Raw genomic sequence first — 21962 nt, 5'->3', positions numbered from 1 at the left:
GGGCGGTGGCAACGGCAACACCCAGGGCGGCACCCAGGGCGGCGGCAACGGCAACACCCAGGGCGGCACCCAGGGCGGCGGCAACGGCAACACCCAGGGCGGCACCCAAGGTGGCGGCAACGGCAACACCCAGGGCGGCACCCAAGGTGGCGGCAACGGCAACACCCAGGGCGGCACCCAAGGTTGATCATTTGACTGGGCGGAGCCCCGGGCCTCGCTCAGTCAGATCGGCCTCGTCGGTTGACGAAGGGCGATCACATGAGTCAGCACCTCGCAGAGGTCCCCTCTGCGAGGTGCTGGGGTTGGATGGCCAATGGTGAAGGCTAATGGGATGGGCCGTGCCTGCCGTCTGGCAGTCGCAGCCTCCGCTTGCTTGGCGGTTTGGGTATGGGGCGCACCAGTGAGTGAGGCGACTGTCCCGTCGCATGCGCCGCAGGCCGCACCCGCGAAGTCGGTGCTTCGGTGCTATGCGACGCGAAGCAACCCGGCGGTGATTGTGTGCTATCGGCTCTCGAAGAAAGCCGAGTACAGGCACGGCATGATTGTTTACGTCCCCATTCTCATTCAGGTGCCCACACCTTCAAATCCACCGTCAGTGACCGTCGTCGACAGTCTGGACGATATTCACCCGAACAGATAACACATCTGACAGCAGCGAGCAGCGGTGTGCCCAGTGGGTTACTCTTTGAAGTTCTCCAATACACCACATTTTAGGGCCAAGCGAGTGAGATCGGCCCTGCGTCGAGAGCCGTACTTTCTGCGCAGTCGCTCCAGGTGTGTGTGAACCGTGTTTTCGGTGATATTCAACTTGTTGGCGATCTCGCGATCTGTCGCACCGTTGGCGACGAGCTGCAAGATTTGTTTCTCGCGGCTGGTGATACGGGGAGGAGGCGCAGGCAGACTCTGACCAGCGAGACTGGCGCCGAAGTAACTTCTTCCTGAAGCAACGGCGCGGATGGCCGTCACCAACTCCGAATCGTCGGTTTGCCGACTCAGATATCCTCGAGCGCCGGCTTTAATGCACGGGACGGCATCGGACTGCACCTCCGATGTCGATATCACAATGACCGCGTACCCTTGTCGATGCAACTGAGCGACCTGGTCGGATGCCGCCTGGTCGGACAGCTGCAGGTTGGTCAGTACAATAATTTTTACGCCATTCGCCTTGCGGAGCAGGTCATTCGCGCTTTTAACGAAGGTGGTGATCCGCAAGTCCGGTTGGGCATTGATCGCCTGCGCGAGACCGAGCTGAAGCAACGACCAGTCGCAAATAACGGCTATAGACGTCACAGACGGGCTCATTAGAAGCTCCAGCGTAGGTGGTGCCACCGGCCACATGACGTAGCGGAGTAGACGGCCGGTGCTTCCCGCCGCCTGACCCCAGACTCGGCTCTTCCGCAAGAAGTGGCACCCCGGATGGCCCATACGGGGATGCCGGGACGAGAGGGTCCGTGATCTGTGACCTCTGGCAACGTACGAGGCTTCGCGTAGTGGCCGTTCTGATACCTGGCCGGGTCAATCGCTTCAGCTGGGACGAAGGCGAGCATGTCGATCAGCTTCTTGGTCGGCGGCTGCAGCTCGTCAATGTTGGCTCGGCGAGCCCTGCGATGTGCCCCGTCGGCGTCCGTGAGGGTACCTGGGCCGACGGCGTTGAGCACGGCAACAGTGCTTGTTCTGACTGCTGGGCAGTTCAGGAGCTGCGGCCGTGTCGTGTAGTGGCTGCTGCAGGCCTGGTACCGGCGCCGGCGGCGCCAGTTCGACCAGTGCAGGATATCGCTAACCGTCCCGCCGAGGCGATTTCATCCCCGTCGCCGGCACCCGGTGGCCGCGGAGGCATGCCTCCGGCAGCAACCGCTCACCGATCCCCACCGTGACCGACAGCTTGCCGAGAAGACCAAGAGATGGCTTCGCAGGGATTGCAGAATCAGCACGTCGTCCTGGCGATGGCGAGGAAGGTGGTACGTCGGCGGGAGCACGGAACCCGATGGCGGAGGGCTGTTCCCGATATGGAAACAACACCCCGCGCCTCACGTGAGTTGACCTCGGGTCACATCAGTGACGCGCATACAGATCGACGAGCCGATACGGGAGCACCGTCAGGACATCTGACCAGGTCAACAGCAGCGCAGGTCAGGCCCAGGATGTCACCGGGACGAACGAGCTGTCCTGGCGGAACAGGTCCGTGCCGTCCGCGAGGGATACGCGGAGTTGGTAGTTGTAGTGGCGCAGGTAGTAACCGGGGTAGTTGTACGACTCGAAGCGGACCGAGCCGCCGGTCGTGCCCGTGCGGGCGATGAACGTGGCGTCCTTCGCGAACGTCGACGTGCCGTCGTCGGCGTCGAACCGGCCTCGGAAGTCGTAGTGGCGCAGATAGTTGCCCGCCGTGTCGCGGAACGAGTAGCCGTTGGAGTCGGCCAGGCCCGCGACGACCGTGAAGGTGGCCGCCTGCTTGTCGGCGGTGGTACTGGAGCTGGTCAGGACCGGGAGGTTGAGCAGCGCGGACTGCTCCTCCCAGTACCGAGTCGGGTAGTTGACCGACTGGAACGAGCGGGTCGCGTTCCTTGCCACCGAAGTGCCGCCCGACATCGCCTCCTTGATCACCGTGAAGTGCCGGGCCGTGCCGGAGAGCGTGGGCAGGGCGGTGGGCGTGCTCCAGGTCGCGAACGTGTCGTAGCTGTCGCTGTAGTAGTAGGTGCCGTCGCCGTAGCCGTCGAAGAAGATCCGCCAGCCGCCGTTGTCGAGCTGGATCACCGACGGACCCTCTCGGTAGCTGCCCCAGCCCGCCCAGTCACCGGTCCCGGAGATCGTGTAGGGGCCCTTGAGACTGGCGGCCGTGCCGTACTCGATGTACTTCGCCGTCTCGTTCTTCGTGAACGCGTGGTAGGTGGAGCCCACCTTCACGATGTACGTGTCGATGTGGTTCGAGCCGATGCCGGACAGGGCGACGGGCGAAGTCCAGCCCGTGAGAGCCGAGTTGGTGGCCGCCAGGAGGTACGGCGTGAAGATCCACTCGTCGTCCACCGTCGAGCAGGAGACGATGACGTTGACGCTGCCGTCGCTGTCCACGAACCACTCCGGCGCCCAGGCGCGGGACAGGTCGGTGATCGGCACCGGGTAGTCGTACAGGAACGTCCAGGCGACCCGGTCGGAGCTGCGGGCGAAGCCGATCGTGGTGCTGACGTCCTGCCAGGTGTGGGTGGTGTAGGTGAGGTAGTAGTAGCCGTCCGTGTGCTTGAACACACTCGCGTCGCGGATGCGGTTGCTCGGCGGGGTGTAGGCCGAGGACTGCAGCAGGCGGAAGTCCGCCGCGTCGTCGGACTGGTAGACGTTCACCGTGCCGTCGTCGCTGTTGAGGAAGGGGACGATCGTGTAGCGGGTGGCGTAGCCGCTCGCGGGCGCGGCGGCTTCGGCGGTGCCGAGCAGTCCGGGCAGTTCACCCAGGACCAGGGCCGACGCGGGCAGGGCGGTCAGCGCGCGGAGCAACGTACGGCGGGACGGGGTGGGGGGACGTGTGGTCACGGGCGGCTCTCCCTGGGCTTGTCGCGGGGGCGGGCACACCCCTACGTCCGTAATCTCGAACATGGTTCGAGAACGCGAGCAGAAAGTAGGAGGAGCAGCAGGTTCACGTCAATGACTTGAACGAGACTGGGGCACGGCTGGGCGGCGGCTGTGCGAAATCTGTACTGCGCGACCCGACTCGACGTTACTCTCCGGTAAGCATGACGCTTCCGGAGGTGGGTTCCCATGCCGCACGACCGTTCACCGGGCCTTGCCGAGGCCGTACGTGCCCTGGCCGAAGGCGAATTGACGTCTCGCCAGCTCGTTGAAGCGTGCCTCGCGCGGATCGGGGCCACCCAGGGCTCCCTCAACGCCTTCCGGATCGTCCGCACCTCCGCCGCGCTCGACGAAGCCGACGCAGCCGACCGGGAGTTGGCCGAGGGGGTGCGCCGTCCGCTGCTCGGGGTGCCGGTCGCGGTGAAGGACGACACGGACGTGGCCGGCGAGCCGACCGCCTTCGGCTGCCGGGGCGACTTCCCGCCGGCGGCGGAGGACGGTGAGGCGGTACGACGGCTGCGCGCGGCCGGCGCGGTGATCATCGGCAAGACCAACACATGCGAGCTGGGACAGTGGCCGTTCACCGAGGGGCCGGCCTTCGGCGCCACCCGTAATCCCTGGCAGCCGCAGCACACCCCCGGTGGATCCTCGGGCGGGTCGGCGGCCGCCGTCGCGGCGGGGCTGGTCCCGGCCGCGCTCGGCTCGGACGGCGCCGGATCGGTGCGCATACCGGCCTCCTGGACCAACCTCGTCGGCATCAAACCCCAGCGCGGCCGCATCTCCACCTGGCCGCGCGGCGAGTCCTTCCAGGGCATCACCGTCAACGGCACCCTGGCCCGTACGGTCGCCGACGCCGCCCTGCTGCTGGACGCGGCGAGCGGCAACCACCCCCAGGACCCTCACCGGCCAAGGAAGTTGACGGTCTCCGACGCGGTCGGACGCGACCCCGGGCGGCTGCGCATCGCGCTCTCCCTGAAGCCGCCGTTCACCGCGCTGCCCGCCCGCCTCCAGCCGGACGTTCGTGCACGGGTCCTCGAACTCGCGGAAAGGCTGGCCGCGTTGGGCCACACCGTCGAGGAGGCCGACCCGCCCTACGGCCAGATCGGGCTCACCTTCGTCCCACGCGCCACGGTCGGGATCGCCGAACGCGTCCGCGAGACACCGCGGCCGGATCTGCTCGACCGGCGCACCCTGGAGGCGGCCCGCCTGGGCCGACTGCTCGACGGGGCCCCGCTGCGGGCCGCCCGGCGCGCGGAGACCGCCCTGCGGCACAGGATCGGCGGCTTCTTCGCGTCGTACGACGCGATCCTCGCGCCGACCACCGCCGCTCCCCCGCCTCGCGTCGGCGCGATGCTGGGGCTCGGCCAGTTCGCCACCGACCGGGCGATGATCGCCGCCTGCCCCTACGCCTGGCCGTGGAACGTACTGGGGTGGCCGGGCGTCAATGTGCCCGCCGGATTCGTGGGCGACGGGCTGCCGGTGGGCGCGCAGTTGCTCGGCCCGGCCGACAGCGAGCCGCTGCTCGTGTCCGTCGCCGCCCAGCTGGAGGCCGAACTGCGCTGGCACGAACGCCGGCCGACCCGGGCCATGACCACGGACTCGCCGACCGCCTGACGGCCCGAGCCCACCACCTGAGCCCACCACCCAAGTCCACCGCCCGAACCCACCACCCGCGCCTGACGACTCGCACCCCGACCACCCAACACCCGACCACCCGCCGCTCACCCCTCGCCCCTGACCCCTCACCCCTGACTCCTCACCGCTCATCGCTCACCGCTCACCCCTCACCACTCACCGCCAGCCGCTTTCCGATGGGTTGACCTGCCCGTACCCTCTGACCATGGACGATGCGTCGATGGTCGGGCTCATGGGGCGGGTCACCGGAACGGTCGGGCCCGGGCTCGTCGGCGAGGTGATCGTCCGGGTGCGCGGGGGCGCCGAGCACTTCCTCGCCTACTCCGCCGACGGCGGCGTCCGGATCGAGCGGGGCACGGTCGTGATGGTGGTCGAGTACCTGCCGCCGCGGACGGTCTACGTCACGCCCGCATACGACAGTTGAGCGCGCGTAGCCCCAGGTGAGGGGCGTATGCGTCAAGACTGCAACAAGGACCCGTCAGCGTCTTCACCCCGAGCTTGCGCGGGCGCACACTCCCTTCGTTCGGTGCCGAAAGGGCACCATCCAAAGGGGGCGTATGCCGATGGTTGTCGGCGTCGTTGCGGGGGCGGCGGTTCTCGCCGTTCTCGTGTTGATCGGTGTGTTCAAGATGATGTGGCGGGTCGCCGAGCCGAACGAGGCGCTCATCATCTCCGGTTCGAACCATCGGACCGAGGGTCTTGAGGAAGGCATGGGATTCCGCATCGTCACGGGGCGCGGCACCCTGGTGCTGCCGGGCGTGCAGGCGGTGCGCAAGCTCTCGCTGGACCTGAACGAGACCGAGTTGTCGGTGGACTGCGTGACCCAGCAGGGCATTCCGCTGAAGGTACGGGGCGTGGTCATCTTCAAGGTGGGCGACGACTTCGTGTCGATCGCCAACGCGGGCCGCCGGTTCCTCGACCAGCAGAAGCTGATGTCCGAGCGGGTGCACAACGTGTTCGCCGGCCATCTGCGGTCCATCGTGGGCGGGTTGACGGTCGAGGACATGATCCGCGACCGCGAGAAGCTCACCGGGCAGACCCGGGCCGCCTGTGGCACGGAGATGGAGAAGCTGGGGCTCATCGTCGACTCCCTGCAGATCCATGAGATCGAGGACCCGACCGGGTACATCAAGAACCTGGCGATGCCGCACGCGGCAGCCGTCCAGCGGGACGCGCGGATCGCGCAGGCGGAGGCGAACCGTCTCGCCACCGAGGCGGAGCAGGCGTCGTTCGCCCGGATGGCGGAGGCCACCCGGGACAGCGAGATCCTCCAGGCCGGCTACCAGGCCGAGCGCGACAAGGCGGCGGCCCAGTCCCGCCAGGCCGGTCCGCTCGCCGACGCGGCTGCCCGGCAGGAGGTCGTCGTCCAGGAGACGCGGGTCGCCGAGCTGGAGGCGCACCGGCGCGAGCAGCAGCTCCAGGCGGACGTCCGCAAGCCGGCCGACGCCAAGGCCTACGAGAAGCGCACGCTGGCCGAGGCCGAGCGTGACGCGCGTATCTCGGCGGCCCAGGCCAAGGCGAAGGAGACGGAGCTGGCGGCGGCGGCCGAGGCGACCCGGGTCAAGGCGGCCGCGGGCGCCGAGGCCGAGGCCACCAAGGCCCGGGGTACGGCGAGCGCCGCCGCGACCCGCGCCACCGGTGAGGCCGAGGCGGCCGCCGCACAGGCCAGGGGTCTGGCGGAGGCCGAAGCGGCCAAGGCCAAGGGTCTCGCGGAGGCGGAGGCCATCAAGGCCCGTGCCGCCGCCCTGGCCGAGAACCAGGAGGCGGTCGTCGCCCAGCAACTCGCCGAGAACTGGCCGGAGATCGTCAAGGCCGGCGCTTCGGCGTTCGGCAACGTCGACAACATGGTGCTGCTCAACGGTGCCGACGGCATGGGTGAGATGTTCGCCAAGGCGCTCACGATGGGCGGTACCGGACTGGGGCTGGCCCGCCAGCTGCTGGCGTCGATGAACCAGAACGGGCATGCCTCGAACGAGACTTCGCCGATCCTCAACGGGGTCACGGCCCCGAAGACGCAGAAGGTGCCGGTGGAGCGGGACGGCGAGTAGCCGAGAGCGCAAGCAGGCAGGTGGCCGAGAGTGGGAGACAGGCCCCTGGCCGCGAACGAAAGACAGGGATGCCCCCGGCCGGTCCGGGGGCATCCCCGCGCTCATCCCTGCTCGTTGAGCCGCCGCAACAGTTCCAGCAGGGTGGTCCGCTCCGCCGCCGTCAGCCCGGCGAAGCATCCGGCGAGCACCTCGCCGGCCACCCCGTGCCCGGCCGCCAGCGTCCGCTCGCCGTCCGGGGTCAGATGGTGCTGGATGCGCCGCCCGTGGCCCGGCCGCCGTTCCACCAGGCCCTGCGCGGCCAGCCGGCCCACCAGTGTGCCGAAGGCCTGCTCGCTCTGGAACGTGGCCGCGGCCAGCTCGCGCGCCGAGGCGCCCGGCGACCGGTCGATGGCGCGCAGCGCGTCCCACTGCGCGAGGGTGGTGCCGACGGCCGAGAGCGCGCTGTCCAGCGCCCGGTGCTGCCGGTACTGGGCCTGTTTCACCGCTCTTCCGAGAACTTGCAGGTCATCGTGCATGAGTCAAGTCTAACTCATGACTAAGCTTGTTTATATAAAGATGTTTAGTTAGAGTCCTCGACATGACGACGAACCGCACCGCCCAGGTGTATCCCGACCTGTCCATTTCCCTGACCGAGGCCGGTTCCGGCCGCCCCGTCCTCGTCCTGCACGGAGGCGGCGGTCCCGCCACCGTCGCGGGTCTCGCCGCCCGCCTCGCCGAGTCCGGCCGTGTCCTCACCCCGGTCCACCCCGGCTGGGACGGAACCCCCCGCCCCGACTGGTTCACGAGCGTCGACGACCTCGCCGTCGCCTATCTGCACCTGCTCCAGGACAGCGAGTTGAGCGACGTCCTGGTGGTCGGCTCCTCACTGGGCGGCCAACTCGCCGCCGAGATGGCGATACGCGACACGGCGGGGCTGATCACCGGTCTGGTCCTGGTCAACGCGGTCGGGGCGGACATCGAGGGCGAACCCGTCACCGACTTCTTCGCGCTGGACCCGCGCGCCCAGGCCGAGCACTCCTGGCACGACCCGGACCGCTTCTACGTCGACCCGGCCACCCTCCCCGCCGCCGAACTCGCCCGCCGCCAGGCCAACATGGCGACCATGCGGCTGATCACCGACGGCGGCCGGATGACCAGTCCGAAGCTGCTGCCCCGGCTGGGGCGGGTGCCGCAGCCGGTGCTGGTGATCTGGGGCGAGAGCGACCGTGTCGTCACCCCCGCCTACGGAGCCGCCTACGCGAAGGCCTTCCCCCAGGGCCGGTTCGAGCCGATCCCCGGAGCGGGCCACCTTCCGCACATCGAACGCGCCGACGTCACCGCCGAGTTGATCGAGGCCGAGCTGCGCCGCATCGGTACCCCGCCTGTTCTCGCAGGCTGAGGCCCCTTAGGGTGCCTTCGTGACTGCGCTTACCGACGACGAGAACATCCCCGGCCGTTACGGCCCCACCGCGACCACCGAGGCCGACCCGCACGAGGTCGGCAGGGTGCGCACCGAATACTCCCCCGCCCACGACGGCGACCCCGATCCCGGCGAGATCGTCTGGACCTGGGTGCCCTTCGAGGAGAACGACGGGCGGGGCAAGGACCGGCCGGTGCTGGTCGTCGCCCGGGAGGCGGCCGGCACACTGCTCGCCGTACAGCTCTCCAGCAAGCGGCACGACAACGACCGCGAGTGGGTGGCGATCGGCAGCGGCCCCTGGGACCGGTCGGGCCGCGACTCCTGGGTGGACGTGGACCGCGTGCTGCGGCTGCACGAGGACGGCATGCGCCGGGAGGCGTGCGCGCTGGACCGGGGCCGCTTCAACCTCGTACGCAACCGGCTGCACGAGCGCTACGGCTGGAAGTGAGCCGCTGGGCGCCGGCCGCTAGGCGTCGAGGGCGGCGGCTTCCCGGAACACCTCGGTGAAGGCCGCCCGGACCGCCGATCCCGGCGTGCGGTCCAGGACCCCGAACACCACGTGCTCGAAGGTCCGCGCGAACCGTCCGCCGGGGCCCAGCAGCCCCCGGAAGGCCCCGGCGACCTGCCGGGGGTCGTTCTGGAAGACCCCGCAGCCCCAGGCGCCCAGCACCAGCCGCCGGTAGCCGTGCGCGGCGGCCACCTCCAGGACCCGCTCGGCCCGTACGGCGAGGGCGCCGGGCAGCTCACCGGCGCGTTCCGGTGCCGTACGGCGGATCACGCCCGCGTTGGGCGCGGCGGACGTGAGGAATCCGGCGCGGTACGGCTCCGTGAGGAGGCGGCCGCGGTCGTCGCGGAAGACCGGGACGGCCGGGGAGTGGATCACCCGGTCCGAGTAGAACGGGTCGCGGTGGGCGCGGTGGTGGTCGTAGAAGGCGCGGGCGCGCAACTGGCAGGCGTAGAGCGCGGAGGCCCGGCACAGGGCCTCCTCCTGCGCCTGGGCGCCGTTCAGATAGCCGCCGCCCGGGTTGCGGGCCGAGGCGAAGTCCAGGACCGCGACCGGGGCGTCGGCCAGCCGGCCGGCGGCCTCCAGGCTGCTCTCGCCGGTGACCTCGAGGATCGTCCGCACCGAGGCGGTCGCCGGAACCGGCACCGGTTCCGGGCCGTGGATCCGTGTCCCGGCCTGTGCGGCCGCGATGTCCGCGGCCAGGAGGACCTCCCGGCCGTCGGCGGTCCGGTAGGCCCCCGCCGCCACGATCCGTTCGGTCTCCTGGGCGATTCCGCGCAGGCGTGCGCTCATGGCGCCACCCCCGTGGACGCCATGACCGCGGCCCGCGCGGTCTCCCCCGTCGTGCTCATACACGCATCCTGGGCGATGCTGGTGATGCGGTGCAACGGAGTTTCGTGCGCCCGAAACGGTTCCGGAACGTGCGAGGAAGCAGAGGTTACCGATCTAGAACGTCCCGATAGGTGGCCTTGTGCGAATCGGCGCGAAGGTCTTGGGTGTAACGGACGTAGCCGTCCCGGACCCATCCACGGCCGGGCCGGCGGCATGGTGGAATCTCAGGAGGATCCCTACATGTCCGACTCGATATCCGACGGCGGCGACTGTACCGACGACTCGGTGAAGACCGACTTCTCGGACGACCGCACCGCCGTCACCGAAGCCGAGGTGGAGGCTCTGGTCAAGGGCATCTGCTTCAAGACCGGCCCGCCCCGCACGGTCGGGGTCGAAGTGGAATGGCTGGTCCACGAGCTGCGGCAGCCGCGGCTCCCCGTCACACCCGAACGACTCGAAGCGGCCTACGCCGCACTGCGCACGGTGCCCCTGGGGTCGGCGCTCACCGTCGAACCCGGCGGTCAGCTGGAGCTGAGCTCGCCGCCCGCCGCCTCCCTGATGGAGTGCGTCGGCACCGTGTCCGCCGACCTGGACGCCGTACGGGCGGTCCTGGCCGAGCTGGGTCTCGGTCTCGTCGGCGCCGGACACGATCCCTGGCACCCGCCCCGCCGCTTCCTGCGCGAGCCGCGCTACGACGCGATGGAGGCCTGCCTGGACCGGACCGGCCCGGCCGGCCGGCACATGATGTGCAGCTCGGCCTCCGTACAGGTCTGCCTGGACGCCGGTCACGAGGAGCCCGGCCCGCTGGGGCACACCCGCCGCTGGTGGCTGGCCCATCAGCTGGGGCCGGTCCTGGTGGCCGCCTTCGCCAACTCCCCCCTGGTGGGAGGGCGGCCCACCGGCTGGGTCTCCACCCGGCAGCTGCTGTGGATGGAGATCGGCGCGGGCCGCGCGGGAGCGCCCCCGCTGGCCGGCGACCCGCGCACGTCCTGGGCCCGGCACGTACTGGACGCCCCGGTGATGTGCGTACGACGGGACAGCGGCCCCTGGGAGGTGCCCGAGGGGCTCACCTTCCGGGAGTGGACCCGGTCGGGGTCGCCCACCGGGGCCGATCTCGCCTACCACCTCACCACACTGTTCCCGCCGGTCCGGCCGCGCGGCCATCTGGAGCTGCGGATGATCGACGCGCAGCCCGGCGACGACGGCTGGATCGTGCCGCTGGCGGTGACGACGGCGCTGTTCGACGACCCGGAGGCCGCCGAGACCGCGTACCGGACGGTGAAACAGCTGACCGAGCGTGCGCGGCCACGGCCGGCCCCGCACAATCCGCTGTGGATCGACGCGGCCCGGACCGGGCTCGGCGACCCGGAGCTGCACGAGGCCGCCGTCGCCTGTTTCGCGGCGGCGCTGGAGGCCCTGCCCCGGCTGGGCGCGACCCCCGAGGTCACGGCGGCCGTGGCGGCGTACTTCGACCGGTACGTCCGCCAGGGCCGCTGCCCGGCCGACGACCTGCTGGACCCCCTGCGCGGCACATCGGGCCGCGCCCATGGGAAGGACATCCCCGCATGACCGCCCCCGAGACCGACATCGACATCGAGACCCTGCGGGACCGGGCCCTGAAGTCCCTGATCACGGCCCGGGACCGCACCACGCTCCTGACCAGCTGCGTGGAGGAGCCCGACCTCACCGCCCAGCACTCCCCGCTGATGTCCCCGCTGGTCTGGGACCTGGCGCACATCGGCAACCAGGAGGAACTCTGGCTGCTGCGCAACGTCGGCGGCCGGGAGGCGATGCGCCCCGAGATCGACAGCCTCTACGACGCCTTCGAGCACCCGCGTTCCGAGCGGCCCACGCTGCCGCTGCTGGCGCCCGCCGAGGCCCGGCGCTATGCGGCCGAGGTACGCGGGCGGGCCCTGGACCTGCTGGAGGGCTCGGCGTTCAGCGGCGGCACCAGGCTGACCGAGGCGGGCTTCGCCTTCGGGATGATCGCACAGCACGAACAGCAGCACGACGAGACGATGCTGATCACCCATCAGCTCCGGTCGGGCCCCCAGGCGCTGACCGCCCCGGACCCGGACCCGGCGCCGCCGTTCACCGGCCCGGCCGAAGTCCTGGTCCCCGGCGGCCCGTTCACCATGGGCACCTCCACCGAGCCGTGGGCGCTGGACAACGAACGCCCCGCGCACCGGCGGGAGGTGGCGCCCTACTGGATCGACACCACCCCGGTGACCAACGGCCGGTACCTGGAGTTCATCGAGGACGGCGGCTACGAGAACGAGCGCTGGTGGACGCCCGAGGGCTGGGCGCACATCCGCGAGCACTCGATCGTCGCCCCGCACTTCTGGCACCGTGAGGGCGGTCAGTGGCTGCGGCGCCGGTTCGGGGTCACGGAGGTCGTGCCGCCCGAGGAGCCGGTGCTGCACGTGAACTGGTACGAGGCGGACGCCTACGCCCGCTGGGCCGGCCGCCGGCTGCCCACCGAGGCCGAGTGGGAGAAGGCCGCCCGGCACCACCCCGGCGAGAACCGGTCCCGGCGCTACCCGTGGGGCGACGCCGAACCGGCACCCGCGCACGCCAACCTCGGCCAGCGCCATCTGCGCCCCGCCCCGGCGGGCAGCTACCCGGAGGGCGAGTCCCCGCTGGGGGTACGGCAGTTGATCGGTGACGTCTGGGAGTGGACGTCCAGCGACTTCCTCCCCTACCCCGGTTTCTCCGCCTTCCCGTACAAGGAGTACTCGGAGGTGTTCTTCGGCCCCGAGCACAAGGTGCTGCGCGGCGGTTCGTTCGCCGTGGACCCGGTGGCCTGCCGGGGGACGTTCCGCAACTGGGACTACCCGATCCGGCGGCAGATCTTCTCCGGCTTCCGCACCGCCCGTACCGCGGAGACTGCCTGATGTGCCGTCATCTGGCCTATCTGGGACCCGAGGAGCCGCTCGGCCGGTTCGTCGTGGAGCCCGGACACTCCCTGTACCGCCAGTCGTGGGCACCCCGGCGACAGCGGTACGGGACGGTCAACGCCGACGGTTTCGGGGTGGGTTGGTACGCCTCCGAGGATCCGCAGCCGGCCCGTTACCGGCGGGCCGGCCCGATCTGGGCCGACCCGTCCTTCGCCGACCTGGCGCGGGTGGTGCGCACCGGCGCGCTGCTGGCCGCCGTTCGGGACGCGACCCTGGCGGGCGCGGACGCGGAGGCCGCGGCGGCGCCGTTCGCCGCGGGCCGCTGGCTGTTCAGCCACAACGGGGCGATCCCCGGGTGGCCGCAGTCCGTGGCGTCCCTCGTCCCGCTGCTGCCCCCGGTCGACCTGCTGTCGATGGAGGCACGCACCGACTCGGCGTTCGTCTGGGCACTGGCCCTGCATCGGCTGCGGTCCGGCACACCGCCGGGCCTCGCTCTTGCCGAAACGGTTCTCCAGGTCGCCGAGGCGGCCCCGACCGCCCGGCTGAACCTCCTGCTCACCGACGGGGAGACCATCGCCGCCACCGCCTGGGGGGACAGCCTCTGGTACCTCTCGGAACCCGGCCACCGCACCGTCGTCGCCTCCGAGCCGTACGACGACGCCCCGCGCTGGCGGGAGGTCCCCGACCGCACGCTGCTCGTCGCGAGCCGCCGGGGCGTCACCCTCGCCCCGGTCGAGAACCCGATCGAGAGCCCGATCGGAGAACCGGTCGAGGACGGCCCCGCCCAGGATGCCCGGATCCAGGACGACCCGGTCGAGAACCCGGTCGAGACCCGTGCGTCCTCCCCCACTCTCGACTCCGTTCGAGCGGGGGCACCCCCATCCCCGAAGGAGCCCTGTACGTGAGTCCCCTCCGTGTCACCCGCACCCTTCCCGAGGACGCGACGGACGCCGCGCTGCGCGCCGATGTCCTGAGCGGCCTCACCGCCACCCCCAAGACGCTGCCGCCGAAGTGGTTCTACGACGCCCGGGGCAGCGAGCTGTTCGAGCAGATCACCGAGCTGCCCGAGTACTACCCGACCCGGGCCGAGCGGGAGATCCTGCTCACCCGGTCCGGCGAGATCGCCGCCGCGAGCGGTGCCCGCACCCTGGTGGAGCTGGGCTCCGGCTCCTCCGAGAAGACCCGCCTGCTGATCGACGCGCTCACCTCCCTCGAGGTGTACGTCCCGGTCGACGTCAGCGAGAGCGCGCTGACCCAGGCCGGGCAGGCGCTCATCGAGGAGCGGCCGGCGCTGTCCGTGCACGCCCTGATCGCCGACTTCACCGGCCGGATGAGCCTGCCCGAGACACCGGGGCCACGGCTGGTGGCGTTCCTCGGCGGCACGATCGGGAATCTGCTGCCCGCCGAGCGGGCCCGGTTCCTGGCCTCGGTACGGGCGCTGCTCGCGCCCGGTGACGCGCTGCTCCTCGGCACCGACCTGGTCAAGGACGAGGACGTACTGGTCCGGGCGTACGACGACGCGGCCGGGGTGACGGCCGAGTTCAACAAGAACGTCCTGGCCGTCGTCGACCGGGAGCTGGGCGCCGACTTCGCCCCGGACACCTTCGACCATGTCGCCCTGTGGGACGCGGACGAGGAGTGGATCGAGATGCGGCTGCGCTCCCGGGTCGCGCAGACCGTGAAGGTGCCCGCGCTCGACCTGGCCGTGGACTTCGCGGCGGGCGAGGAGCTGCGCACCGAGGTCTCGGCGAAGTTCCGGCGGGACGGAGTCACCGCCGAACTTGCCGCCGCCGGACTCGGTCTGACCAACTGGTGGACCGACTCGCAGGGCCGTTTCGCGCTCTCCCTCAGCGTCGCCCGCTGACCGACCGGCTCACCCGAAGTCCGGCGCGAGCAGTTCGGTGATCCGCCGGGAGGCACGGCGGGCCTCGGTCGCGGGGTCCGCCCCGCCGAGCACCTTCGTCATGTAGCCCTTGATCGGGTTGTCGGCCTCGACCGCCGGCCAGTCCGGGGAGTGGGGGGTCGCCCGTCCCTGCGCGGCTCCCGCCGCCATGGCGGCGACCCCCTCAGACCCGGCGACCGCGCCCGCCAGCGTGGTCTTGTTGGGCACATAGTTCATGGTGCGGGCCAGTTCGGTGTCCCACTTGGCGCCGGCGAGGGCGCCGACCACGGCGGTCGCGTCGTAGGGGTGCTCGGTGTTCTGCGGTACGACGAGGTCGGAGCCGCCGGTGAAGACGGCGCCGGGGTGGTCGGCGGTGCGGCCAGGCACCGGGAAGTAGCCGATCTCTTCCTTGAGTTCGGGGTTCTCCTGCACGATGGACTGGGCGAGGCCGGGTACCGCGACGAGCTGGGCGACCTGACCGCCCGCGAACACCTGGGCCTGGGGCGGGTGTTCCTCGTCGGCATTCACCGGGCCTTTGCCGAGGGCCTGGAGCCGTCGGTAGAAGTCCATCCCGCGCAGCGCCGCCGGGCTGTCCAAGGCACCCTTCCAGCCGGCGTCCGTCTCCTCGGCGAGATCACCGCCCTCGTCCCAGATGAACCCGGAGAGCGTGTACCAGTCCTGTCCGGCCAGGTAAATTCCCTGATCCCCACCCGAGTTGAGCTTCTCGGTGTCGGCCAGCCATGCGTCGCGGGTCTTCGGTGGGGAGGTGATGCCGGCCTTCTTGAACAGGTCCTTGCGGTAGATGACCACGCGGTTGGCGGCGTACCAGGGGATGCCGTACTGACGGGAGTCGTCCCGGCCGGGTTCGGCGAGGCCGGGCAGCCAGTGCTCCTTGCCCCAGTCCCGCATCGACTCCAGGGTGAGGTCGGTGAGCCGGCCGTCCTCGACGTACTGCGGGACCTGGGTGTTGCCGACCTCGATGACGTCGGGAGCGTCCGCGGAGTCGGACTTGAGCGCCGTCTGCACCTTGTCCACGATCCCGGTCCACTGCTGGATACGGATGTCGAGGCGGATGTCCTTGTGGGTGCGCTCGAAGTCTGCGGTGAACCGGCGCAGGAACTCCGGCGACGCGCTGTTCTGCATCAGCCACACCGTGACGGTGCGCCGCCCGCCCGATCCGCCGGGCAGGACGCCACAGGCGCTGAGCAGCGCGGCGGACACACAGACGAGGGCGAGCGGGCGAAGACGTCTCACGAGGGGTTCCTGTTCTGTCTGGCGGACAGGGAAGAAGGCCCGACGTGGGGGAACGAGCACGGGTGCCCGTACGGGGTGTACGGGATTTTGGTATGGACCAATGCGCAGGGTCAAGGGCGCAGGCCCAATGGCCGACTCAGGCGGTGACCCTGGCGACGAACGCCGCGAGGTTCGCGGCGGTCCGCTGGATCTTCTCCTCCAGGGTGAGCGACTCGGGCAGGCGCGCGCCGACGCCCGCGTCCTTCCTGCCCCGTACGTACAGCGGGCAGGCGAGGTCGCTGCAGATGTAGACGCCCACGGAGTTTCCCTGCTGCCCGGCCTTGCCCGCCTTCGCGGCGACCATCAGCGAGACGCCTCCGGTGTGGGTGGTCAGGCATATCGAGCACATGCTGCGCCGCGTCTGCCAGGAGGCGGCGGAGGAGGAGCGCAGGGCGAGTGCCACCGGGCGGCCGTCCAGCTCGACGGCGAGGTAGGCCCGGTCGGGGGCCTGGGGGTCCCGCCAGCCGAGGAAGTCCAGGTCGTCCCACGGCCGGTCGGCCAGGTCGTGAGGGACAGACAGGCGCTTGGCCTCACCCTTGGTGCAGTTCACGAAGGCGGTGCGGATCTCCCGCTCGTTCAGGGGTCTCATGAGTGGCAGAGTAATTTGCCTAAAAGCTTTAGGCAAATGCATTATGATTGTCGCCAGTCAGGAGGAAAGTTATGGCTAGAGCAGGGCTGACCCCGGAGCGGCTGACCGTGGCGGGGGCGGAGCTAGCCGACGAGGTCGGCTTCGACCAGGTGACCGTCTCGGCGCTCGCCCGGCGGTTCGACGTCAAGGTCGCGAGTCTGTACTCGCACCTGAAGAACTCCCAGGAACTCAGGACCAGGATCGCCCTGTTCGCCCTGGAGGAGCTCGCCGACCGGGTCGCCGACGCCCTGGCGGGGCGGGCCGGCAAGGACGCCCTGGCCGCCTTCGCGGACGCCTACCGCGACTACGCCCGGGAGCACCCCGGCCGGTACGCCGCCGCCCGGCTCCGGCTCGATCCCGAGACGGCGGCCGCCAGTGCCGGGGTGCGGCACGCCCAGATGACACGGGCGATCCTGCGCGGCTACGACCTGACGGAGCCGGACCAGACACACGCGGTCCGGATGCTGGGCAGCGTCTTCCACGGCTACGTCAGCCTGGAACTCGCCGGGGGCTTCGAGCACAGCGCCCCCGACGCGCGGGAGTCATGGGCCTGGATCGTGGACTCCCTCGACGCCCTGCTGCGGAGCCGGGCCGCATCCTGACCGGCGGTTGTCCGGTGCGCCGCGCGTCGGGGTCGCAGGCGGCGACGCCTCGCGCTCCGCTTCCGGATGGGGCACCTTGGTATGACGACGAGAGGAGCATCCCGATGCCGAACCACACCTACCGGGTCACCGAGATCGTCGGCACCTCGCACGAGGGCATCGACCAGGCCATCCGCAACGGTGTCGCACGCGCCAACCAGACCCTGCGCAACCTGGACTGGTTCGAGGTGACACAGGTCAGGGGCCAGATCGAGAACGGGCAGATCGAGCACTACCAGGTGGGCCTGAAGGTGGGCTTCCGCATCGACGACGAGGACTGACGTCCACGGGACCGGGGCCGGGCGGGCTCAGGCCACCGGGCGGGCTCAGACCCGCCGGGCGGCCTCAGGTCCGCCCCTCCCCCTCCTGGGCCTGCTCCAGCGCGGCCGAGCGGTCGGCCCAGCGGGCCCGAACCACGGTGAACCCGGCCCGTTCGGCGTCGTCGCACACCAGCTCGTCGTCGTCGACCAGGACGCGGACCGCACGTCGTTCGGCAAGGCGGCGCAGGATCTCGAGCTTGGTGCGCCGGGCGGGCCTGCGGTCGGCGTCGCGCCGCATGTGCACCCGTCCCTCGGGCAGCCCGTGCGCGGCGAGCCAGTCCAGGGTGTCTCGCCGGCAGCGGTCGGGCCGCCCGGTGAGATAGACGATCTCGCACTCCCGCGCGGTCGCCACGGCCAGCGCGATCCCCTCGGCGAGCGGCGGGTCGTGCGGAGCGGCCGCGAAGAACGCGTCCCAGTCCCGGGGCCTGCGCTCCAGGAACCGCTGCCGGTGCGCGGTGTCGGCGAGGGTGTTGTCGATGTCGAAGACGGCGATCGGACGCTTGTTGCTCTCGGTCACGCGGCAACCCTAGCCGGGCACCGGCACCGCCCCTGGAGCCACCGGCACCGCCCCTGGGGCCACCGCGGACCGCTCATGGGATCCGGTGACCGCCGACGGCGTCCGCCCGCTGCTCGCGCAGCACCTGGTCAGGGCCTACGGGCGCGGTCCGCCGCGCCCCGGGGAGAGTGACCGGCGGCGGGAATCCTGGGGCCGCCCCGGTGTTGAACCCTCTGTGAACGCACTGATCGCCCGGACCCGGTTCTCCGTCCTCGACCGCTCCCGCACCCGGGAGGGGCACACCCCCGGTGCGGCGCTGCGGGACACCGTGGCGCTGGCGCGGGAGATGGAGGCGCTCGGGTATCACCGGTTCTGGGTGTCGGAGCATCACGGTGTGCCCGGGGTCGCCGGTTCGGCGCCGACCGTGCTGGCCGCCGCCGTCGCCGCCGCGACCCGGACCATCCGGGTCGGCACCGGCGGTGTCATGCTGCCGAACCACCGACCCCTGGTCGTGGCCGAGCAGTTCGGGGTGCTGGAATCGCTGTTCCCCGGGCGGATCGACATGGGCCTCGGCCGGTCGGTGGGTTTCACCGACGGCGTCCGCAGGGCACTGGGGCGTGACAAGGGCGACGCCGACGACTTCGCGGCGCAACTCGGCGAGCTGCTCGGCTGGTTCGAGGGCACCTCGCCGACCGGGGTACGGGCCCGCCCGGCCGAGGGGCTGCGGGTGCCGCCGTTCGTGCTGGCGATGGGCGAGGGCGCGGACATCGCGGCCCGCGCCGGGCTGCCGATGGTCATCGGTGACCTGCGCAACCGGGAAAAAATGCGACGCGGCATCGACCACTACCGCGACCGCTTCCGCCCCTCCCCCTGGGCGGCCGAGCCCTATGTCGTGATCTCCGGGACCGTCGCCGTCGCCGGCACCCCCGAAGCGGCCCGCCGGCTGCTCGTCCCCGAGGCCTGGTCGATGGCGTACTCCCGTACCCACGGCAGTTTCCCGCCGCTGCCCCCGGCCGAGGCGGTGGAGACCCTCACGATGACCGTGAAGGAACGCGGCCTGTACGAGTCCGGACTCGCCGGGCACCTCGCCGGTACCGAGGAGCAGGTCGCGGACGGGCTGGAGACGGTCCTGAAGGAGACGGCCGCCGACGAGGTGCTGGTCACCACCAGCACCTACGACCGCCCGGCCCTGCTGGACTCCTACCGGCGGCTGGCCGGGATCGTGAACCCCTGATCAGACCGCGGCCGGCTTGTCGGAGCGGATGACGATCTCCCCGTCGGCCGCGTCCACCACCGCCCGGTCGCCCGCCGTGAGCTGGCCGGACAGCAGCAGGTCGGCGAGGCGGTCGTCGACCTCGCGCTGGATGGTGCGGCGCAGCGGGCGGGCACCGAAGTCGGGTTCGTGACCGAGGTTGGCGAGCAACCCCGCGGCCGCGTCGGTGACTTCGAGGCCGACCTCCTGGGCGTGCAGGCGCCGCCGGGTGTGTTCCAGCAACAGGTCGACGATCTCGCGCAGTTGGGTGCGGTCCAGACCGCGGAAGACGATGATCTCGTCGATGCGGTTGAGGAACTCCGGCCGGAAGTGCTGCTGCAGCGCCGGCATGACCGCCTCGCGGACCTTGGTGTAGTCCTCGGTGCCGGCGGCCAGGATGCGGTCGGCGCCGATGTTCGACGTCATGATCACGACGGTGTTCTTGAAGTCGACGGTGCGGCCCTGGGAGTCGGTGAGCCGGCCGTCGTCCAGCAGCTGGAGCAGGGTGTTGAAGACGTCCGGGTGCGCCTTCTCCACCTCGTCGAGCAGCAGCACGGCGTACGGCTGCCTGCGCACCGCCTCGGTGAGCTGACCGGCCTCCTCGTGGCCGACGTATCCGGGCGGGGCGCCGATCAGCCGGGAGACGGTGTGGCGCTCCTGGAACTCGCTCATGTCCAGGCGGATCATGCGGGTTTCGTCGCCGAAGAGGGCGGCGGCCAGGGCGCGGGCCAGCTCGGTCTTGCCGACGCCGGTCGGGCCCAGGAAGAGGAAGCTGCCCACCGGACGGTTGGGGTCGCTCATGCCGGCCCGGGCGCGGCGGACCGCGCGGGCGACGGCGGTGATCGCCTCGTCCTGGCCGACGACCCGCTCGTGCAGGTGCTCCTCCAGCTTGATCAGCCGCTCCCGCTCCTCCTCGGTGAGCTGGGCGACCGGGATGCCGGTGGTGCGGGAGACGACCTCGGCGATGTCCTCGGCGGTGACCTTGGGCGCGTGCTCATCGGCCGTGCCCGCCTGCTCCAGCTCGGCCTCGGTCTCCCTGATCCGGTCGCGGAGTTCCTTGGCGCGCTCGTACTCCTCGTCGGCGACGGCCTGGTCCTTCTCCCGGTTCAGGGCGGCGATCCGGTCCTCGATGTCCCGGGTGTCGGTGGGCGGGGTCTTCGAGCGCAGCCGGACCCGGGCGGCGGCCTGGTCCATCAGGTCGATCGCCTTGTCCGGCAGGAAGCGGGAGGTGATGTACCGGTCGGAGAGCTCGGCCGCCGCGACGACCGCCTCGTCGGTGATCCGGACCTGGTGGTGGGCCTCGTAACGGTCGCGCAGACCGCGCAGGATCTCGATGGTGTCGTCGACGGAGGGCTCACCGACCAGGATGGGCGCGAACCGGCGTTCCAGGGCGGCGTCCTTCTCGACGTGCTTGCGGTACTCGTCGATGGTGGTCGCGCCGATCAGGTGCAACTCGCCGCGGGCGAGGGCCGGTTTGAGGATGTTGCCCGCGTCCAGGGACCCGTCGCCGCCCCCGCCGGCACCCACGACGGTGTGCATCTCGTCGAGGAACAGCACCAGTCCGTCGCTGTGCTCGCGGACCTCGTCGAGGAGTTTCTTCAGCCGCTCCTCGAACTCGCCCCGGTACTTGGTGCCGGCCACCATCCCGGCCAGGTCCAGGGAGACCAGCCGCTTGCCTTCGAGGGTCTTGGGCACGTCACCGGTGATGATCCGCTGCGCGATGCCCTCGACGATGGCGGTCTTGCCGACACCGGGGTCACCGATCAGGACGGGGTTGTTCTTGCTGCGCCGGGAGAGCACCTCGATGGTCTGCTCGACCTCCTCCTCCCGCCCGATCACCGGATCCAGGCGGCCGGCCTGGGCGTCCTCGGTGAGATCACGGCCGTACTCGTCGATGGTCGGCGTCGTGCTGGGCTTCTTCCGCTCCGCCGCGCCCTCGGCCGGCATCCGGGCCGGCTCCCAGCCGCTCTCGGCGAGCGCGCGCCCGGCCGTCGACTCCGGGTTCGCGGCGAGCGCGCGCAGCAGGTGCTCGGGGCCGATGTAGGAGGCGCCCTCCGCGCGGGAGATCTGGTAGGCGTCGAGCAGGGCGCGCTTGGCGGCCGGGGTGAGGGCGGTGGGCTCCGTCTTCTCGGCGCCGCCGTGGCCGACGGTGAGCCGCTCTCGGAGCTGGTCGGGGTCCGCGCCGGCCTCGGTGAGCAGCCGCCGGGTCGAGTCGTGCGTGGTGGCGGCGGCCAGCAGGTGCCGGGCGTCCACTTCCTCGCTGCCCTCGTCGCCGGCGAGGTCGCGGGCCTCGGCCACCAGCTCCCGCGCCCGTTCGGACAGCAGGTTGCCGATGTCGACGCGCTGGGGACGGCGGGCCGGTGCGCCCGGTCCGGATCCGCCGAAGAAGCGGGACATCAGCTCGTCGAAATCTTCGAAAGGAGTGCGTCCGAATCCGAAACCGGGAGAAGTCATGGGGGGCCCGGGCCTTTCTGCGATCAGCTCTGCGGTCGGCGGGATTCCGCATGTTCCAACCTTGCACAGGCACGCCGGGCCCGCACGGGGACGCCCGCCGAGATGCGGACCGGGCCGGGGCCGGTG

21 protein-coding genes are annotated in these 21962 nt (G+C 70.9%); 13 read left to right on the top strand and 8 right to left on the bottom strand.

Annotation, left to right across the window (positions count from 1 at the left end):
* Window positions 1-187, top strand: a 187-nt coding sequence (locus ABZ642_RS09315; RefSeq protein WP_360479645.1) for a hypothetical protein, incomplete at its 5' end; no start/stop codon positions are given.
* A 491-nt stretch (window positions 188-678) separates the two neighbouring features.
* Here ABZ642_RS09315 and ABZ642_RS09310 read toward each other — a convergent pair.
* Both ABZ642_RS09310 and ABZ642_RS09305 read right to left on the bottom strand, forming a co-directional pair.
* Window positions 679-1290 (bottom strand): response regulator transcription factor, encoded by a 612-nt coding sequence (locus tag ABZ642_RS09310; protein ID WP_360479642.1) that lies wholly within the window; start codon window positions 1288-1290, stop codon window positions 679-681.
* Window positions 1291-2130: 840 nt separating this feature from the next.
* Complete coding sequence (locus ABZ642_RS09305; protein ID WP_360479639.1) at window positions 2131-3519, bottom strand: AbfB domain-containing protein; 1389 nt, start codon at window positions 3517-3519, stop codon at window positions 2131-2133.
* A gap of 225 nt (window positions 3520-3744) precedes the next feature.
* On the opposite strand from ABZ642_RS09305, the gene ABZ642_RS09300 reads away from it, so the two are divergent.
* The 3 genes from ABZ642_RS09300 (at window position 3745) to ABZ642_RS09290 (ending at window position 7238) form a co-directional block, all read left to right on the top strand.
* Window positions 3745-5169, top strand: a complete 1425-nt coding sequence (locus ABZ642_RS09300; RefSeq protein WP_360479636.1) for an amidase — start codon at window positions 3745-3747, stop codon at window positions 5167-5169.
* Window positions 5170-5395: 226 nt separating this feature from the next.
* Window positions 5396-5614, top strand: coding sequence for a hypothetical protein (locus ABZ642_RS09295; RefSeq protein WP_360479633.1), 219 nt, complete (start codon window positions 5396-5398; stop codon window positions 5612-5614).
* A 133-nt stretch (window positions 5615-5747) separates the two neighbouring features.
* Window positions 5748-7238 carry an SPFH domain-containing protein gene (locus ABZ642_RS09290; RefSeq protein ID WP_360479630.1) on the top strand — a complete coding sequence of 497 codons (1491 nt, stop codon included), beginning with the start codon at window positions 5748-5750 and terminating at the stop codon, window positions 7236-7238.
* A 101-nt stretch (window positions 7239-7339) separates the two neighbouring features.
* Here the strand turns inward: ABZ642_RS09290 and ABZ642_RS09285 are convergent, their stop codons facing one another.
* Window positions 7340-7753, bottom strand: coding sequence for a MarR family winged helix-turn-helix transcriptional regulator (locus ABZ642_RS09285; protein WP_360479627.1), 414 nt, complete (start codon window positions 7751-7753; stop codon window positions 7340-7342).
* Between the two features lie 62 nt (window positions 7754-7815).
* Here ABZ642_RS09285 and ABZ642_RS09280 point away from each other — a divergent pair, with 62 nt between their 5' ends.
* Together ABZ642_RS09280 and ABZ642_RS09275 are read left to right on the top strand one after the other, a co-directional pair.
* A complete protein-coding gene (locus ABZ642_RS09280; RefSeq protein WP_360479624.1) occupies window positions 7816-8616 on the top strand; it encodes an alpha/beta hydrolase in 801 nt (266 codons plus the stop codon).
* A 19-nt stretch (window positions 8617-8635) separates the two neighbouring features.
* Entirely contained in the window at window positions 8636-9085 is a 450-nt protein-coding gene (locus ABZ642_RS09275) for a type II toxin-antitoxin system PemK/MazF family toxin (RefSeq protein WP_351744070.1), read from the top strand.
* Between the two features lie 18 nt (window positions 9086-9103).
* Here ABZ642_RS09275 and ABZ642_RS09270 read toward each other — a convergent pair whose 3' ends face one another.
* A complete protein-coding gene (locus tag ABZ642_RS09270; RefSeq protein WP_360479620.1) occupies window positions 9104-9934 on the bottom strand; it encodes a TIGR02452 family protein in 831 nt (276 codons plus the stop codon).
* 279 nt (window positions 9935-10213) lie between these two features.
* Here ABZ642_RS09270 and egtA point away from each other — a divergent pair, with 279 nt between their 5' ends.
* The 4 genes from egtA to egtD are packed head-to-tail and all read left to right on the top strand — an operon-like array spanning window position 10214 to window position 14734.
* Entirely contained in the window at window positions 10214-11542 is a 1329-nt protein-coding gene (gene egtA / locus ABZ642_RS09265) for an ergothioneine biosynthesis glutamate--cysteine ligase EgtA (RefSeq protein ID WP_360479617.1), read from the top strand.
* A complete protein-coding gene (gene egtB / locus ABZ642_RS09260; protein ID WP_360479614.1) occupies window positions 11539-12867 on the top strand; it encodes an ergothioneine biosynthesis protein EgtB in 1329 nt (442 codons plus the stop codon). Before egtA ends, egtB begins: the two co-directional genes overlap by 4 nt.
* Window positions 12867-13775 (top strand): ergothioneine biosynthesis protein EgtC, encoded by a 909-nt coding sequence (egtC, locus tag ABZ642_RS09255; protein WP_360479611.1) that lies wholly within the window; start codon window positions 12867-12869, stop codon window positions 13773-13775. The genes egtB and egtC overlap by 1 nt, the downstream gene beginning before the upstream one ends.
* Complete coding sequence (gene egtD, locus ABZ642_RS09250) at window positions 13772-14734, top strand: L-histidine N(alpha)-methyltransferase (RefSeq protein WP_360479608.1); 963 nt, start codon at window positions 13772-13774, stop codon at window positions 14732-14734. Before egtC ends, egtD begins: the two co-directional genes overlap by 4 nt.
* Window positions 14735-14743: 9 nt before the next feature.
* Here the strand turns inward: egtD and ABZ642_RS09245 are convergent, their stop codons facing one another.
* Both ABZ642_RS09245 and ABZ642_RS09240 read right to left on the bottom strand, forming a co-directional pair.
* A complete protein-coding gene (locus ABZ642_RS09245; protein WP_360479605.1) occupies window positions 14744-16006 on the bottom strand; it encodes an extracellular solute-binding protein in 1263 nt (420 codons plus the stop codon).
* Between the two features lie 136 nt (window positions 16007-16142).
* The gene (locus ABZ642_RS09240; protein WP_360479602.1) at window positions 16143-16634 is read right to left on the bottom strand and encodes an FBP domain-containing protein; all 492 of its coding nucleotides are present in this window, start codon (window positions 16632-16634) and stop codon (window positions 16143-16145) included.
* A 71-nt stretch (window positions 16635-16705) separates the two neighbouring features.
* On the opposite strand from ABZ642_RS09240, the gene ABZ642_RS09235 reads away from it, so the two are divergent.
* Entirely contained in the window at window positions 16706-17275 is a 570-nt protein-coding gene (locus ABZ642_RS09235; protein ID WP_360479599.1) for a WHG domain-containing protein, read from the top strand.
* 104 nt (window positions 17276-17379) lie between these two features.
* Complete coding sequence (locus ABZ642_RS09230) at window positions 17380-17595, top strand: dodecin (protein WP_360479596.1); 216 nt, start codon at window positions 17380-17382, stop codon at window positions 17593-17595.
* A 64-nt stretch (window positions 17596-17659) separates the two neighbouring features.
* On the opposite strand, the gene ABZ642_RS09225 is transcribed toward ABZ642_RS09230, so the two are convergent.
* Window positions 17660-18151 (bottom strand): hypothetical protein, encoded by a 492-nt coding sequence (locus ABZ642_RS09225; protein ID WP_360479593.1) that lies wholly within the window; start codon window positions 18149-18151, stop codon window positions 17660-17662.
* 214 nt (window positions 18152-18365) lie between these two features.
* Here ABZ642_RS09225 and ABZ642_RS09220 point away from each other — a divergent pair, with 214 nt between their 5' ends.
* Window positions 18366-19364, top strand: a complete 999-nt coding sequence (locus ABZ642_RS09220) for an LLM class flavin-dependent oxidoreductase (protein ID WP_360479590.1) — start codon at window positions 18366-18368, stop codon at window positions 19362-19364.
* Here ABZ642_RS09220 and ABZ642_RS09215 read toward each other — a convergent pair whose 3' ends face one another.
* Window positions 19365-21836, bottom strand: coding sequence for an AAA family ATPase (locus ABZ642_RS09215; protein ID WP_360479587.1), 2472 nt, complete (start codon window positions 21834-21836; stop codon window positions 19365-19367).
* Window positions 21837-21962: the final 126 nt, after the last annotated feature.

It is taken from the genome of Streptomyces sp. NPDC007157, assembly GCF_040634235.1.
Classification (GTDB): Bacteria; Actinomycetota; Actinomycetes; order Streptomycetales; family Streptomycetaceae; genus Streptomyces.
Note: the sequence above shows the minus strand (reverse complement) of the source record. Positions and strands in the feature narration are given on the sequence as shown.

Coding starts and splice junctions, on each gene's coding strand:
- egtC (WP_360479611.1), top strand. CDS start 12,867: ATGTGCCGTCATCTGGCCTATCTGGGACCCGAGGAGCCGCTCGGCCGG.
- ABZ642_RS09280 (WP_360479624.1), top strand. CDS start 7,816: ATGACGACGAACCGCACCGCCCAGGTGTATCCCGACCTGTCCATTTCC.
- ABZ642_RS09240 (WP_360479602.1), bottom strand. CDS start 16,634: ATGAGACCCCTGAACGAGCGGGAGATCCGCACCGCCTTCGTGAACTGC.
- ABZ642_RS09230 (WP_360479596.1), top strand. CDS start 17,380: ATGCCGAACCACACCTACCGGGTCACCGAGATCGTCGGCACCTCGCAC.
- ABZ642_RS09295 (WP_360479633.1), top strand. CDS start 5,396: ATGGACGATGCGTCGATGGTCGGGCTCATGGGGCGGGTCACCGGAACG.
- ABZ642_RS09285 (WP_360479627.1), bottom strand. CDS start 7,753: ATGCACGATGACCTGCAAGTTCTCGGAAGAGCGGTGAAACAGGCCCAG.
- ABZ642_RS09235 (WP_360479599.1), top strand. CDS start 16,706: ATGGCTAGAGCAGGGCTGACCCCGGAGCGGCTGACCGTGGCGGGGGCG.
- ABZ642_RS09300 (WP_360479636.1), top strand. CDS start 3,745: ATGCCGCACGACCGTTCACCGGGCCTTGCCGAGGCCGTACGTGCCCTG.
- egtA (WP_360479617.1), top strand. CDS start 10,214: ATGTCCGACTCGATATCCGACGGCGGCGACTGTACCGACGACTCGGTG.
- egtB (WP_360479614.1), top strand. CDS start 11,539: ATGACCGCCCCCGAGACCGACATCGACATCGAGACCCTGCGGGACCGG.
- ABZ642_RS09215 (WP_360479587.1), bottom strand. CDS start 21,836: ATGACTTCTCCCGGTTTCGGATTCGGACGCACTCCTTTCGAAGATTTC.
- ABZ642_RS09290 (WP_360479630.1), top strand. CDS start 5,748: ATGCCGATGGTTGTCGGCGTCGTTGCGGGGGCGGCGGTTCTCGCCGTT.
- ABZ642_RS09270 (WP_360479620.1), bottom strand. CDS start 9,934: ATGAGCGCACGCCTGCGCGGAATCGCCCAGGAGACCGAACGGATCGTG.